We start from the raw sequence: 14,928 nt of genomic DNA, 5'->3' as shown, positions 1-14,928 counted from the left end.
TCGAGAACTCGGGGAACCTGAACGACGACTTCACCAAGCTGCCGAGCGTTGGCGGTGCCACGTGCATCTTCCAGATCGGCTGCCTCGTGTCTATTGATGGACGCGAGCCAACCACCGCCGAGATCGCTGCCGCCACCGCGGCTGGTGCCAACGTGGGGGAGCGCCTCTTCACGCCACGCGCTGAAGACGCATCGTGGTTCCCCGCCTTCGGGCAGTGGAGCGGCGATCGGCTGAACGCCGAATCAGAGCGCGCGGTACTCGATGCGTGGGTCGCCTTCATGGGCGCCTGGCGCACGTCGCTCAACCTCACCTGGGATGCGACACGCATCGTGCACTGGTCACCCGCTGAGCGAAACCTCCTCTTCACCGCCGCCGACTCCGCCGCCGGTCGTCACCCCACCTGGTCGCTCCCCGACGAGATCGGCTGGTTCGATGCCTTCGACGAGCTCGTCTACAAGGTGCCGGTCAGCGTGCGCGGCGCCTACGGCTTCGGCCTCAAAGACATCGCCAAGGCGATGCGCGCCGAGGGGCTCATCGATGTCTCATGGGGCGATGGTCCCGCTGACGGCATGGGCGCCATGGCCGCGGCATACACCGCCGATGCCCGCGCTGCTGCCGAAGGGAAGCGCCTCGCCGACTACGACTACTTCCGTTCCGGCACCGAGTACAACGCCGCCGACTGTCGCTCGATGTCGCTCGTGTTGGGCTGGCTACGGGAGAACCGCTAAGCCATTCCACTCACCCCGCATAAAAAACGGGACGCCACCCCTTTCGAGGTGACGTCCCGTTGCGCCGCGCGAGGGCGACTGCGTGTTACTCAGCGGGCGGGATCAGGACCTCGTAGATCTCTGAGCTTGCTCCCGCGTTGAACTCATTCCAGAAGAACCAGCCGAGGCTCAGCGTCGTTCCATCCTTGCCCACCCCTGTTCCCGCTCCGCTCGCCACCGAGAACGAAGGGAGCCACTCTGTCGCTCCACCGGACGATGCACCAGAGGAGATGGTGATATCTGTAACGGCCTGGCCACTTGACCCCTTTGCGACCTGATCAAGATCGACGTAGAGCCAATCGTTCCCTGACGAGTCTGAATCCCAGCCGCCGCCGTTGTAGCTCGTCACTCTGAAATTCGGGCCTTCGTTGTCACCCCAGAGCCAACCTGTATTAATTGAGAACGAAACCACTGATGTAACAGGATTTACATACGTTTCACACTCCCCGTAATCCACAAAGTCGTAAATCTGGCCCGCCCCCCCGGTAAGCCAATTGAGGGTATCGACGTAGAAACAACCAAGGGTTCCATCGGCGTAGCCGGTGTTCACCAAGCCCGTATCGGCGAGCACGATGACCTGATCGCCGACACCGTCATCGTTCGTGTCGAGTTCAATATCCCACTCGTTCAGTGCAGGATTCGACATTAGATCCCAGCTGGTGATTACCATCTCAAACTTTCCCGCCGCGGCGGTTTCCCACCAGCCTGTGCCTGCTCCGGCAGAGCCATCAGGAATATCTACTGCGTTTACACCAATGTTCTTGATGTCGGCTCCATTGCCGATGCGCTCGCGAGCGTCGCGGGCCAACCAGACATATGTATAGATTTCCCGGCTTTGAGACGTTCCGGTCGTCAGGGAGTAGGTGAGATCGTAGCGGCTTGATCCGACCGAAGCCGCAAAGGCGAACTTCTCGACCTGTTGGAACATGGCGAACACTGGCAGCCGCAGCGACGGCTTACCGCTCGATGTGCCCGTAATCATCACGTTGAACGAGTTGGCTACGCCAAAGTTCTCTTGCGCCGCTGCGGTGGCAACCAGCTTGACCGTGAAGGTTTTTGACGCCCCCGCGCCCAAGCTAATGATTGTTGTACTCCCCACCAGCGACGATCCGTTGTAGATCTTCACCGTGACGCCGCTCGGGATCGTGAACCCGGCGGCAGCCGCAGCAGCGAACTTATAGCTCGCGGTGGTGGTGCCGTTGTTCTTGACGATGAACTTCTGGCTCTTCGTGAGGGTCGCGGCCGCGTCGCCGTAGACCATGCCGAAGCTCATCGTGGCGTTCGGCCCCGCATCGATCGTGACCTTCGCCTTGACGGCGTTGAGGGCATTAACGCGACCGGCACCGACGGAGCGGAGCAAGACGTTGCTGCCAACCGACTTCGCAGTATTGATAAGCGCCGACTTGATCAGTGCAGGGGTCCATGTTGGATTGGCCTGCTTAACCAGCGCCGCCACGCCAGCAACCACGGGGGTTGCCATCGAGGTGCCGCTGAACCAGGCAACGCCATCGGTGCTTCCCGAAGCGGCCGACACGATGTCGACGCCAGGGGCCGCAAGCTCAGGCTTCAGCGCAAGGTCGCCCCAGCGCGGTCCACCCGATGAGAAGTCTGCGACGGTGTGATAGTTCGGATTCGCGATGCCTGCTGCGAGCGCGGAGATGGTGACTGCCGTACCCTCTAGCGGAGTTGCGACGTTGGTGAGGGCTGCGACGAGCGCAGTCTCGCCGGTCGCGTCGAGCATGAGTACTGGAATCAATGCCGTTGGCGTATCTACGCCCTGGAATGGAGGGTATGACCCGTCGGTCACATCCAGTCGCTGCAAGATGATGACCCCCGAGGCGCCCGCTGTAATCATGGCGTTCACCTTCTCCTTGAAGGTGCAGGTGCCGCGGCGCAAGATAACGATCTTGCCCGTGAAATCACCCGATGCCCAGTCAGGGGTGTAGGTAGCGCCGTCATCTCCCGTAGCGGGGCACCCGAGTGAATACGCGGCTGGATCCGCGATGGTGAACAGGCTGTTAATGGAACCTGAAACTGAGGTGGTGAGATCAAACACATTGGTGTTTGAGAATGCGACGGGGCTAGCCCCGCCAAGAACCGCGGAGCCCAACGTGAGCTTGGCCCCTGGGTACGACGCTCGGTCATCGAGCGCGGCAACCGAGATCGCGCCATCTTCCGTAGAAGGTGAGGCAACGAGGAACGGCTGATCGCCGTCGTTTCCTGCGGCGATGACCACGGTCACGCCCGCCTTCTCAGCGGCGTTGATCGCAGCCTGTTCAGCGCCACCCTTGATGCCGTACGGCGAGCCAAGGGAGAGATTGATCACCTTCGCCCCAAGGGCGACCGCCTTCTCAATGCCGTCTGCGGTGAGCTCTGTTGATCCATCGCAACCGAAGACGCGAATTGCAATCAGCGATGCAAGCGGAGCCATTCCTGGAGCAAGTATGAACGTCGAAGTGTCGAGGGTGCTCGTGTATCGCTCTGTAGAAGCAATGCCGTAGGTATCGCCGTTGGACTTGATGCCGTAGCCGGCAATGGTGCCTGCGACGTGCGTGCCGTGGCCGCCACCATCGTCGATCGAGCAATCCATTGGATCGCTATCTGGCTGTGGCAACTCAGCGAGGCCACCCTCGCCAGGCGCGTAGTCATCACCGACAAGGTCGTAGCCCGCGCGGACCTTCGCGGTTGGGAAGGTGACATTGCCGTTGCGGACAAAGTCGTCATGGGTGTAGTCAATACCCGTGTCAATCACGGCAACCTTCACGCCGTAGCCGGTGCCGGCCTTTGATGTTGCGGTCTGCGCCCAGACGTTCTTCGCCTGAACTTCGGTGGCTGCGCCACCATTGGATGGCGTTGCGCCACCACGGCCACTTACTGCGCCGCCGGTGACGGTCATTCGCTTGTAGCGGGTCACGAGCTGAACGTCGGCAACGTGTGGGTTGGCTCGAAGCGCTTCGAGCTGCGAGGCAGGAATGTGAACGCGCAGTCCGTTGAAGAGGTAGCGGTATTCAGCATTCACCGTGCCGCCAAGAGCGGTGACTGCTGCGCGGGCGCTGATGCGCTCGCGAATCTGGGCGCCCTGCAACGCAAACGGTTGCGCAGCACCACCAGCGGAGCGTGGTGCGCCGATGCCTGGGGTGCGAAGGGTAACGACCAGGTGGAGGGTGCCGTTCTTGTCGGCGCCGCGGAGGAGCACCTTGCTCTCGATTGGGCTGCGCCCTGCAAATGGATTCATCTTTCTCGTTGTAGCTGCCGCGCTTGGCGCGAGCAGGGCTGCTGCCAGCATCGCGATCAAAATGATCGTGCGGCGGGTTCCTCGTGGGGTTGCCGTGTGTGACTGGCGGCTCATGGCGGGCACCTCCCTTTTGGGGGAGAGGCAGCCCTCTAATGAGGGTTGGGCGGTCCCTTACCTGCGACGGTAGCGCCTAGCGACCACTGAAAACAGAGGTAGTTTCAGTAATAGGCTTGAGATGGGGCGCCCCTCTCGGCCGTTGGGCCCTTCGACCGCCAGCAGGCGGTCGGCGGCATCACCCTCCACGTGCCGGGGGTCGCAGTAGGCGACGTCGATCTCGACCTCCCCAGGGATCGGGGTACCGAGCCGGTCAGCGAGATCGTGCGGGAGCGGCTCCTCAAAGTAGTCGGCGCGGAGCTCGTCCTCCATCTGCCAGCGGGGGCTGCGGAAGAGCACGGCGCGCCAGGCGTCCGCCACGGCGGGGGTGACGGTGCCGTCCTTCGGCTGCGGGTTCGGCGAGAGGTCTTGCCCGCGCGACCAGCGGGCGGCCTGGTGCAACAGGGTGTACTCGTCGAGCTCCAAATAGGCGGCTAGGTCGTCGGCCGGCGAGGTGTCGCCAAAGATGGCGCGAATCCCTGGCGCGAACGCCTCCTTCATGTCGAGGTCGATGCCGCGCACGGTGCGATGCAGGTAGACCTGCTGATAGAGGAACTGTCGCGCACCGAGGAATGACTCGAGTGCGCCAACCGCTGGCTCGTACAGCGTGAGGCCGCGCGCGCCAATGAAGCTGTAGTGACGAAGTCGCTCCACGTCGACCGCCGCAGTGCGCACGCCGGTCATGTAGGAATCGCGTCGCACGTAGTCGAGGTTGTCAACGGTGAAGACGCCCGAGAGGAGCGGCTGCATGATGCGCACCCAGGCGGGGACTGTTGCATCTTCAAGCGGTGGCTTCGAGATCAGGAAGCTGACCCAGCGTGGATCAATCGACTCTGTGGCGGCGAACGCGTCGCGCGCGGCCGAGTCGCCGGGCGCACGACGTAGCTTGGTGATGATCGGCGCAAGTTCGCGCTCAATGATCAGCGCGGAGAGATCTTCATGCGCGAGGCGCTTCCCCTTCGGTCGGCGCGGATCAGCTGGAGCAGGGAAGGCTTCAAGAACGGCGTGATCGAAGAAGTGCGCGAAGGGCCCGTGGCCAACGTCGTGCAGAAGACCAGCGACGCGCAGCGTCTCAACGACGAGTCCTTCGCTTGGTGGAGTTTCGCCGTCGTTCGTGAGTCGTGTCGCAAGTGACGAGTAGAGGTGCCGCGCCCAGAGGCCGGCCTCGTGCATGACGCCGAGGCCATGCGAGAAGCGGCTGTGCTCGGCGGTGGGGAAGACCCAGCGTGCACTCTGCAGCTGGCTGATGCGGCGCAGACGCTGTAGCCACGGGCTGTCGAGCAGATCCTCTTCGGCCGCCTCCTCGGTGGCGTAGCCGGTGGCGGCTGCACCCTCAGGGGTGAGGCGCTTTGTGAGCTCGATATAGCCGTGGATCGGGTCGCTGATCAGGTTGACCGCCTTGAACTGCTCCGCGTCCATGGCTACGCGTTCGGCTTCGCTGCGGTGCCGTATCGCGCAGCGGCGGCACTGTGCGTGCGCGCCATGTCATCGCGAAGTGTCTCTGGTCGCAGCACTTCGGCTCCATCTCCCCAGGTCAGCACCCAGGCGCGAATCTCCAGCAGCCCCGAGATTCGCGCGCGCCAGATCAGCGATCCATCGGCCTGCTCTTCAATCGTTTGCGACGGATGCCAGCGCGTCTCTTTCGCGCGCGGCGCCGACTCTTTCGTGAAGCGGATCACGATCTCTTCAAGTGGCTGGTCGGCAACAATGTCCCACGCAGAGGCGAGGGTGCGTTCAAGCTCCACCTCTTTCGGTAACTCAAACGTTGCGGTGGTCACGCGCACGTTGCTGATGCGGTCCACGCGGAAGGTGCGCAGCGCGTTGCGCGTCTCATCGTGGCCAATAAGGTAGGTGGTGTGTGTGGCCGCCGACGGCTCCATCAGATACGGATGAACACGGGCGCGGCGGCTACTCCCCGGATTGCTCCAGGCTGGTGCGTAGTCAAACTCAACGACACGGCCTGTGACCCAGGCGGTGGTGAGTTGGCGTAGTCGATCACGCGCATCGCTATCAGTCGTGAGTTGACTGAGTTGCGTCACGGTGCGCTCCACCGCGCTGCGCAGCGGATTCTCAAGCAGGCTGCCGAGCTTCATCAGCGCGGCGCCAAGTTCGGGGTCGTATCCGGTAGAGAACTTTGCAAGGAGTCGCGCGGCAAGAACAACGGAGATGGCTTCGTCCTTACTAAAGCGCAGCTCTGGCAGTAGCCCCTCTTGCGAGACGCCCCAGCGGCCGAGGTTGTTCCACACCGGCACACCAACACTCGCTTCGAGCGCTTGCAGGTCGCGATAGGCGGTACGGCGACTGACGCCGAGCTTCTTAGCGAGATCTTCCGGTCGGATCCCTGCCTCGCCGGCGGCCTCCACGTAGCGCAGGGTGCGCAGGAGTCGGGCGCTGCGGTCGCTCTTCTGGAAGTCGGCGTCGCCCTCAGGTGAGTGATTGCTCATGGCTCAGATTGTGCCACTCCACCCCCAGTTGGGAGTACCCCTCAGGTTTAACGCCCCCGTGCCGCCGCAACGAATGCGGCCCAGACACGCTCCAGGTCGACGGGGCTGCTCTCGGTGCGCTCGGGATGGCACTGCACGCCGAGCACGAATCGTTCGCCCGGCTCCTCGAGCCCCTCAACAAGGGTGCCGCGCGGCGAGTCGGTAAAGGCTGAAGCGCGCAACGTGGGCGCGAGTCGCTCTGGGCTCACCGCCTGATGGTGGTAGCTGTTCACCGCGAGTGGTGTGGTGCGATCGCCGAGGATCTGCGCCAGCTTGGTGCCACCCTGCACGTCGAGCGGATGCGAGAGCGCTGGTGTTGCCGGATACGCCGCGCCGACCTGCCCCTCCACATGCTGCAGCAGCGAACCGCCGCGATGCACATTCAAGAACTGCAGTCCACGGCAGATGCCAAACACGGGAATGCCGCGACGATCGGCGGCGTCGAGCGCCGTCCACTCCAGTGCATCGCGCGCCGGCTCAATGCCGATGGCGCCATCGACGGGTTCGTTGTAACGGGCGGGGTCGATATCAGCACCACCCGAAAGGAGTAAGCCATCCATCGTGGCAAATGCGGTTGCGCGCTGCTCTTCGTTGGCGTTGGCGCTCATCAGAATCGGAATGCCGCCAGCGCGTCGCACGCCGTCGGCGTAGCGTGCGTTGATCAGGTGGATTGGTGCAGCGTCACCAGGCTCGTCATGATCCGCAACGGTGATGAGGATGAGCGGCGCGCTCATCAGCCGATCTGCACTCCGCTCGCCTTTGCGAGTTCCTTGAGCGAACTAATGAGGTGGTCGACCTCTTCGGCGGTGTTGTACGACATGAGGCCAACGCGAAGCAGGCCACCGCGCTCGGTAAGGCCGAGTGCCGCAACTGGATTCACGGCGTAGAAGTCGCCATCCCACACCTGAATTCCGTCTGCGCCAAGGTGCGTTGCCGCTTCGGTTGGGGTGGCCCACTCCATCGTGAACGAGACGATCGAGGTGCGGTGGTCAAGCTGATCGCGGTCGGTGATCCCGTAGACCTTGACCCCGGGGATCTCGGCGAGTCGGTCGAGCAGGTGCACGATCAGTTCGCGCTCGTAGAGGGTGATCGCCTGCAGGCCCGCACGAATCTCGGCTCGGCGGCCGGTCAGTGGTGTTGGTGCGCCCGTGTGCCCAAACTCGCGGCCGATCCAGGCGAGGTGGTCGATCGATGCCGTTGTTCCCGCCATGCCTTCAAAGCTTGGGGTCCCCGTCTCCCAGAGATCGTGGGCGGGGCGCACCTTATATCGACCGAAGCGCTCGAGGAGCGGCAACTTCCCGTAGAGGAGCCCTGCATGCGGCCCGTAGAACTTATACGGGGAGCAGAGCAGGAAGTCGGTGTCGAGCGCCTGCACATCAATTGGGTAGTGCGGCGCGGAGCAGACCGCGTCGAGCACCGTGAGCGCACCAACCTCATGGGCGAGACGCACGATCTCCTTAGACGGGTTGATGGTGCCGACGGCGTTGGACGACATGCCGACCGCAACGATCTTGGTGCGTGGTGAGCGCAGCGCTGCGTACGCCTCAATGTCGAGGGTGGCATCGCTGGTACGGATCGGAATGACCTTCAGGGTGAGACCGAAGTCTTCGGCGAGCCAGAGCCACGGGCTGTAGTTCGCATCGTGATCGAGCTGCGAAACGATCACCTCATCGCCGGGCTTCAGGCTCTTCGCCAGCGATCGGGAGAGCTGGAAGTTGAGCGTCGACATGTTCGCGCCGAACTTCACCGTCTCCTTCGGCGCATTCAGCAGATCTTCGGCTGCACGGTGCGCCGCATCTTCAACGAGTTGCTGCCGTTGTGAGGTGATGAAGACGCCGCCGGAGTTAGCGTTGGAGTGCAAGAAGAAGTCGCGATACGCATCAATCACCGACTGCGGCACCTGTGTCCCCGCCGGGCCATCGAGGAAGCTGATCGGCCGACCGTCGGGGAGGGCGTTCGCGAGCGATGGGAATCGTGCGCGAATCGCGTTGACGTCGTACGGCTTGGTGGTCATGGCGCGATCGTACTGGGTTAGCGGCGTTGGCGAGTCGCGAGTCGCGTGATCAGCACGACCATGGCGGCGAAGAGGAGGGGGAGGGCGAACATCAGGGCGAGGCCGAGTAGTCCGCCGGGGCCAACGCCAACCCCGCCGTTGCGCGCATCGCCAGACTCTGGCGTTGGCGTCGGTGCGGGTACTGGGGAGGGGCTCGCCGCGTCGGTAACGAGTGCGGGCGAGGCAAGCGTGAGCGCGATGCCACCTAGGAGCAGCAGGAGGCCGAGTGCCAGGAGGGCGAGCGCCGCCGTGCTGCTGGCGAGCCGCCCGCGCCCCTCGCCGCCAAGGAGTCGCAGCGCCTCGGCTCGCTCGAGCGTGGTCACGACGAGCGGTCGACCAACACCGGCGCGCAGCTCTCCGTCAACGAGTTGGCCGGCTGCGGTGGCGCGATCCAAGTTGCTGATCTGCTCCAGGCCAACGCGCGCGCCGCGCTTCGGGTCACTCGCCGCAATCGCGGCAACCAGCGCCGCCGTCTCGGGGCTCTGATACTCGCGACCCGTGGCATGGAGCTCGGCGACGCTCCCCTTCCAACGTCGCTCAACTACTACCAGCCCGTCGGCAAGATCTGCGGCCGCGACGCTGATGGTGCTGCTTGCATCACTAATGACAAATGGGAGGCTGCGCACGGCGACATCAATCACACGCCAACTCCCCTCGTCGGCAATGGAGACGCGCTCACGACGGAAGACGAGTGGCCGATGGTTCTCGTCCTCAAAGATCTCTGGCGCGTCGATGCTCCCCTTGATGGCTAGATACGGTGCCGAATCGCCACGTAACGCGGCAAGGCGGAGCGCCTCGGTCGGGGAGACGGGGGAGAGGCCGGCGAGTAGTTGCCCTGCGCGCGTGCGCACATCGGCACGTCGCGTGAGCAGCAGTCCGACAACGATTAGCGCGGCGCCGATCAGCGCGATGGGGTTCATGAACCTTGCTTGCCGCTGTCGGGGTCGATCGCCTGCACGTCACCATTGATGCTGGTGACGACCAGTCGACCGCCGATCAGTTCGGCGGCACCAACAACATCGCTGTGCGCCAGTCGCCAGCGCACCTCACCGTCACCGCGAATCGCCCAGGTCTCAACCTCGCTCTGAACGATCACATGACCGAATCTCGGTGAGGCGATCAACTCCACTACCGGTGTCCCAGTTTGATGACTCCAAACGAGCGCGCCGGTGCGTGCGCCGAAGGCGTAGACGGTGAAGCCGTACCCGACCACAAAGAGTTGGGCGTCGTCCCAATGGATTGCGCGCGGCTCGTCGTAGATGACGGTGGCGAGTCGTACCGCCCAAGCGCCGCCCGGCGTCTCAACGCGAAGCTCCATGCGGCAGAGTCGATCAGGGTCACCCTCGGCGCCGGCGCCGAGTGCGCCATGGTCCACGAGGGTGGCGCCGACTTCCGAGAGGGCGAAGACCGCGGCAGCCTGGCCGCTGCTCCCCCAGGTGGCGCGAACGTGCAGGCCGCCCGGGAAGTCGCTGATGCGACTCTTCGGCTCGCCGGCTCCGGTTGGGATGGGGGCGCTCGTACGTTCGTTCACCCAGCGATTCTAGGCGCGACGTACGCTTAGGGAATGAAGGCTGTGTTGTTCGACTGGGATGGGACCCTTATTGATACGACCGAGCACGTCTATGAGGCCAACGTTGCCGTGATGAAGTCCTTCGGCCTCCCACCCCTCACCCGCGAGCGGTATGGGGCCGCCTTCTCACCGAACTGGCGCCGCATGTACGCCGCCCTCGGCGTCCCCGAGCACCTTGTTGAAGGCGCAGCCGACGTCTGGCACGGTGCCTATAAGGGGCACAGTGCAGAACTCCTCCCTGGCGCCTACCCGGCGCTGGAGCGACTCGTCGCTGCAGGGATCCCCCTCGGCATCGTTACCGCTGGCGACCGCAAGGTTGTTGCCGGGCAGCTGCGCCGCACCGGCGTCGCCGACCTGATCGGCTCGGCTGTGTATGGCGATGACTCAGTCGAGCAGAAGCCCGACCCAGCACCGCTCCGCCGCGGGCTTGCCGCACTCGGTCACGCATCCACGCCAGCCGAGACGGCCTACCTCGGCGACACCCTCGACGACGTGCGCATGGCGCGCGCTGCAGGGGCGCATGCGGTCGGCATCCACTCGCCCTTCTTCCACCCCGACGACTTCTATACGGCTGATGCGCACGAGCACGCCCCCTCCGTTGCCGACTGGGTTGCCACGCTTCTCGACGGAGCAAAGCGCTAGACTGATGCCATCGCGACAGGGGAGCGCCATCGGGCGCTGAGATGCGGAAGGTCCGCGAACCCTACGAACCTGATCCGGGTCATGCCGGCGAAGGGAGGACGCAGGTGTACCCCGCGCGATAGAGAGCGAGGTGCCTGTGCGCGCGTTGATTCTTGCGGGGGGCGATCGACCCGATCCGGCGCTGCTCGATACGCACTGGCCCGGATGGCGTGACGCCGAACTGGTGATCGCCGCCGATGGCGGCGCCCGGCACGCGGCACCACTCGGTCTACCCCTCCACCGGGTGGTCGGTGATTTTGATTCGCTCAGCGCAAGCGACGTTGTTGAACTCGAAGCGGCTGGTGTGACCGTGACGCGCTTCCCGACCAATAAAGATGCAACCGACACCGAGCTCGCCCTTCTTGCGGCGCTCGATGCGGGTGCGACTGAGATCACGCTGCTCTGCACCTGGGGCGGCCGCAGTGATCACGCTATTGGCACCCTTGCGCTGTTGGCACACCCACGCTGCGGCGCTGCAGACGTTGTGATCCTTGATGAGCAGACACGGACGCAGCTGCTGCGTAGTGGCGCAAGGGTCACCTTGCGCGGCACACCTGGTCGCATCATTTCGATCACGCCATGGGGTGGCGATGCAACGGTCTCTGCGACCGGTGTGCGTTGGCCACTTGCCTCTGCGCTGCTCCTTGCTGGCAGCACGCGGGGAATTTCTAATGTGGCAACTGCCACAGAGTCAATCATCACGGCCCACAACGGTGCCGTGCTCGTGAGTGAAGGGGAGGCGTAGCATGAAGCGTTCGTGGGGACTTATGGATCTCGTCACCGTGGCAACGATCGGCATCGCCTCAGGCGTGCTCTTCGCCGGATGGAATCTGGTGTGGGGCGCCGCATCACCACTCTTCGCCGCCGTTCTGCCGTTGCAGTATTTGTTGTTCGCTGGCACGTGGGTGATTGCTGGGCCACTCGCCGGACTGATCGTGCGTCGCCCTGGTGCGGCACTCGCCGGTGAGATGATCGCCGCCTCTGTCTCGTTCTTGCTCGCGAGCCAGTGGTCGGTTGATGCGATCTTCTCTGGCGCAGCGCAAGGGATCGGCGCAGAACTCGCCTTCGCCGCTGTCGGCTATCGCGTCGCCGGTTGGCGCGTGGCGCTGGCCGCTGGCGCACTCTCGGGAGTCGGCATGGCGCTGCATGATCTACCCCTCTACTTCCCCGACGTCAGCACCTCGTTCGCAGCAGCCCTGGTGGCGGCGATGGTGGCAAGCTCGGCGATCATCGGTGGCCTCGGTGCACTGCTCTTGCGCAAGGCTCTTCGACGTAGCGGTGCCCTTGACCTGATCGGTTCCTAACGGCGTGCCGCCGCTCGCTCTAGAGATCGCCGATCTGACCTGGCGCCCGGCCGGATCTGATCGGCTCACGCTCGACCTGCGCGGAACCTCGATCAGCCTTCCCGCCGGTGGGCTGCTCCTTGTGAGCGGCGCCTCTGGCGCAGGGAAGAGCACCCTCTTGCGCGCGATCGCTGGGATGCTCGGCACGGTGCTTCCGGGCGAACTGCGCGGGCAGCTTTGTGTCGGCGGGATCGACTTGATTGCGGCCGCTGCAACGGAGTCAGGGATTCCACGTGCGCTCAGCGAGCGGCTCGGTTACGTGGCGGCTGGCCCCGCCCCCACCTATGCGTTGCCGCTCCTACTAGATGATGCGGCGCTACCGCTGGAGTCGCGAGGGGTTCCCACCGAGGAGATGCGCTCGCTTATCGAGCTTTATGCGCGCGACGCGGCGGTAGAGGTCGCCCTGATTGATCGCAGTCTCACCACGTTTAGCGGTGGCGAGCGATCGGCGGCGGCGGCACTCGTCGCCCTTGTCGCATCGCCCGATCTCCTCATCGCCGATGAGCCGCTTGGTGGTCTTGACGCACGATCAGCAGAACGCTTGGCAGCGACGTTGCGCGAGAGTGGTGCGACGCGCGTGATTGCGGCACATGACCTCTCGCTGCTGAGCTCCGTAACGGCAGAGCACATCAGCCTCGAAAACGGCAGGGTCGTCGCGACGGCAGTGGTGCCAGCGGCTGCGCCAGCCTGGAGTGAGATGCGCAGCGACGTCGGAGGTGGGGCACCGATCGTGCAACTGGTGCGCGCCACTGCGGAGGGTCGCGCGGTGGGGCCGTCAAGCCTCGCCGTGATGCGCGGCGCCACAACGCTACTCACCGGCGACACGGGGAGCGGTAAGTCCACCCTCCTACATCTTGTGGCGGGGACGCTGCCACTTGATGGGGGCGAACGAATCGCCACACCTGAACTGCGGATCAGATTCGCGCCGCAAGATTCGGGCCTCCTTCTCGGCGCACGTCCGGCGCGTGCGCTGATTGCCGTAGGTGATGCCGCCCGTGCCGAAGTCCTTGCCCAACGCCTCGACGTCACTCATCTTCTCGACGCGTCGCCTGGGCGACTATCTGACGGCGAGCGGCGTCGACTCGCGATCGTCGTGACCCTTGCCGCAGCCCCAGACGTTCTCCTGCTCGACGAGCCGAGTGGTGGCCTCGACGACGCGCGCGTTGCGGCGCTCTGCGATCTACTTGGCGATCGGGAGCTGCTCGGCACGAGCGCTGTGCTGATTGCCACGCACGACGCACGGCTGGGTGCGCTGAGCCGCCCAGACGCGTGGCCGCTGCGCCGAGTGCGCCACCCCGAGGAGACAGGGAGCAGCGTCGAGATCGCCGAGGGTGGCCTCGCGGCGCTCCTGCCAGCGCCTGCGGCGCGAGTCGCCGAGAGCGCCGAACGTCTCCTCTCGCCAGAGCTCGGCCGAAGACTGATCGGTACAGCCAATCCACTCACGCGCCTTGGCCTTGCTCTCTTCTGGTTCGCCCTCGCTGCTGCGAGCCCCGCAACGCCGGTGGCACAGGTGGCGATCGCCCTTCCAGTGCTCGTGGTGGCGTGGGTCTCTGGTGTGCAGATTCTTGCCACACTGAAACTCGCCTTGGCGCTCACACCGGCGCTCGCGGGCATCGTGCTCGCCAACCTCTTCGGCGGCGCATCAGTCGAAGAGGCGGTCGGCGCTGGCACGCGACTCCTCGCCTTTGCCGCCGGTAGCCTGGTGCTCTTGCGCCCGTTTGAACCGTTACGCATGGCGGATACGCTCATCGAAAAACTCCGTGCACCATTCGCGCCAACGATGGCTCTGCTCGCTACCGCCGCGCGAATTCCGACACTGCGCGATGAGGCGCGTGAACGCCGCGCGATTGGCCGACTCACTCGAAGCGGCGCAGATCCGCTGCTCCTCGTGGACATGTTTGATTCGGTGATTCGCGCCGTGCCACAACTGGCGATCGCCCTTGAGGTGCGCGGCGTGCGCCTCCCAACAGGTAAAGCGCCACCAACACGACGGCGACCGTCAAAATTTGGTCGTGCGGATCTGCTCATCGTGAGCCTCAGCCTTGGCGGTCTCCTGGTCTCGGTGGCCCGCGCCGTTGTCGAGGCTATACTCGCGGCATGAGTCCATTTAAGGCGTTCCCACCCGCCGGTAGCGAAGCCCCAGCCTTCACGTTGCGCGATGCGACGGGCGGAGAGCACAGCACCCTTGCTGCGCGTAGTAAGTGGCTGGTCATCTACTTCTATCCGAAGGATGACACCCCTGGCTGCACCATTGAGGCTTGCGAGTTCCGCGATTCGGAGACAGCCCTGCAGGCGGCGGGCGCACTCGTCTGGGGTGTGAGCCCTGACGACCAGTCGAGCAAGGCGGCCTTCCGCGACAAGTTCTCGCTGAACTTCCCGATCCTCTCCGACCTCGACCATCAGGTCGCCGAGACCTACGGGGTCTGGGGCGAGAAGCAGATGATGGGGAAGAGCTTCATGAGCACCCATCGGGTCACCTTCCTCATCAACCCCGAGGGGCGGGTGGCGAAGGTCTGGGAGAGCGTGACCCCGACCGGGCATGCGGCAGAGGTGCTTGCGGAGATCACCAGCCAGAGGGGATAAAAGGCGGTGCCTTTGGGGGGACGCCGGCACCGCCTTAGGCGGCGATTCTGGCAGAAATTC

General features: G+C 64.4%; 13 protein-coding genes and 1 riboswitch. Of the genes, 6 read left to right on the top strand and 7 right to left on the bottom strand.

The genetic code is table 11. The features are described from left to right. Nucleotides 1-728: hypothetical protein (locus tag AC3LB0_RS05755; protein WP_488650207.1), on the top strand; the 728-nt coding region annotated here is incomplete at its 5' end. Nucleotides 729-813: 85 nt separating this feature from the next. On the opposite strand, the gene AC3LB0_RS05750 is transcribed toward AC3LB0_RS05755, so the two are convergent. The 7 genes from AC3LB0_RS05750 to AC3LB0_RS05720 are packed head-to-tail and all read right to left on the bottom strand — an operon-like array spanning nucleotide 814 to nucleotide 10,222. After that, nucleotides 814-4,116: a S8 family serine peptidase gene (locus AC3LB0_RS05750; protein WP_488650206.1), complete on the bottom strand. Its 3,303-nt coding sequence runs from the start codon at nucleotides 4,114-4,116 to the stop codon at nucleotides 814-816. 57 nt (nucleotides 4,117-4,173) lie between these two features. Then, nucleotides 4,174-5,574 (bottom strand): HD domain-containing protein, encoded by a 1,401-nt coding sequence (locus tag AC3LB0_RS05745; protein ID WP_488650205.1) that lies wholly within the window; start codon nucleotides 5,572-5,574, stop codon nucleotides 4,174-4,176. Nucleotides 5,575-5,576: 2 nt separating this feature from the next. Further along, the gene (locus AC3LB0_RS05740) at nucleotides 5,577-6,599 is read right to left on the bottom strand and encodes a helix-turn-helix transcriptional regulator (protein ID WP_488650204.1); all 1,023 of its coding nucleotides are present in this window, start codon (nucleotides 6,597-6,599) and stop codon (nucleotides 5,577-5,579) included. A gap of 47 nt (nucleotides 6,600-6,646) precedes the next feature. Next, nucleotides 6,647-7,372 (bottom strand): gamma-glutamyl-gamma-aminobutyrate hydrolase family protein, encoded by a 726-nt coding sequence (locus AC3LB0_RS05735; protein WP_488650203.1) that lies wholly within the window; start codon nucleotides 7,370-7,372, stop codon nucleotides 6,647-6,649. Next, on the bottom strand, nucleotides 7,372-8,652 hold the full coding sequence (locus AC3LB0_RS05730) for a cysteine desulfurase-like protein (RefSeq protein ID WP_488650202.1): 1,281 nt from the start codon (nucleotides 8,650-8,652) through the stop codon (nucleotides 7,372-7,374). The genes AC3LB0_RS05735 and AC3LB0_RS05730 overlap by 1 nt, the downstream gene beginning before the upstream one ends. A 17-nt stretch (nucleotides 8,653-8,669) precedes the next feature. Next, nucleotides 8,670-9,611, bottom strand: a complete 942-nt coding sequence (locus AC3LB0_RS05725) for a hypothetical protein (RefSeq protein WP_488650201.1) — start codon at nucleotides 9,609-9,611, stop codon at nucleotides 8,670-8,672. Continuing rightward, nucleotides 9,608-10,222 (bottom strand): outer membrane protein assembly factor BamB family protein, encoded by a 615-nt coding sequence (locus tag AC3LB0_RS05720; protein WP_488650200.1) that lies wholly within the window; start codon nucleotides 10,220-10,222, stop codon nucleotides 9,608-9,610. Before AC3LB0_RS05720 ends, AC3LB0_RS05725 begins: the two co-directional genes overlap by 4 nt. 33 nt (nucleotides 10,223-10,255) lie before the next feature. On the opposite strand from AC3LB0_RS05720, the gene AC3LB0_RS05715 reads away from it, so the two are divergent. From AC3LB0_RS05715 to bcp, 5 genes are all read left to right on the top strand, one after another. Then, entirely contained in the window at nucleotides 10,256-10,903 is a 648-nt protein-coding gene (locus tag AC3LB0_RS05715) for an HAD family hydrolase (RefSeq protein ID WP_488650199.1), read from the top strand. 7 nt (nucleotides 10,904-10,910) lie between these two features. Further along, a riboswitch (TPP riboswitch) is annotated at nucleotides 10,911-11,017 on the top strand. Between the two features lie 16 nt (nucleotides 11,018-11,033). Next, on the top strand, nucleotides 11,034-11,687 hold the full coding sequence (locus AC3LB0_RS05710) for a thiamine diphosphokinase (protein ID WP_488650198.1): 654 nt from the start codon (nucleotides 11,034-11,036) through the stop codon (nucleotides 11,685-11,687). Nucleotide 11,688: 1 nt separating this feature from the next. Beyond that, nucleotides 11,689-12,246, top strand: a complete 558-nt coding sequence (locus tag AC3LB0_RS05705; protein WP_488650197.1) for an ECF transporter S component — start codon at nucleotides 11,689-11,691, stop codon at nucleotides 12,244-12,246. A gap of 4 nt (nucleotides 12,247-12,250) precedes the next feature. Beyond that, nucleotides 12,251-14,386 carry an ATP-binding cassette domain-containing protein gene (locus AC3LB0_RS05700; protein ID WP_488650196.1) on the top strand — a complete coding sequence of 712 codons (2,136 nt, stop codon included), beginning with the start codon at nucleotides 12,251-12,253 and terminating at the stop codon, nucleotides 14,384-14,386. Then, complete coding sequence (gene bcp, locus AC3LB0_RS05695; RefSeq protein WP_488650195.1) at nucleotides 14,383-14,868, top strand: thioredoxin-dependent thiol peroxidase; 486 nt, start codon at nucleotides 14,383-14,385, stop codon at nucleotides 14,866-14,868. Before AC3LB0_RS05700 ends, bcp begins: the two co-directional genes overlap by 4 nt. Nucleotides 14,869-14,928: the final 60 nt, after the last annotated feature.

The sequence above is a fragment of the Candidatus Limnocylindrus sp. genome, from assembly GCF_040397235.1.
Lineage (GTDB): Bacteria > Chloroflexota > Limnocylindria > Limnocylindrales > Limnocylindraceae > Limnocylindrus.
This window is presented reverse-complemented; position numbering and strand designations above follow the sequence as displayed.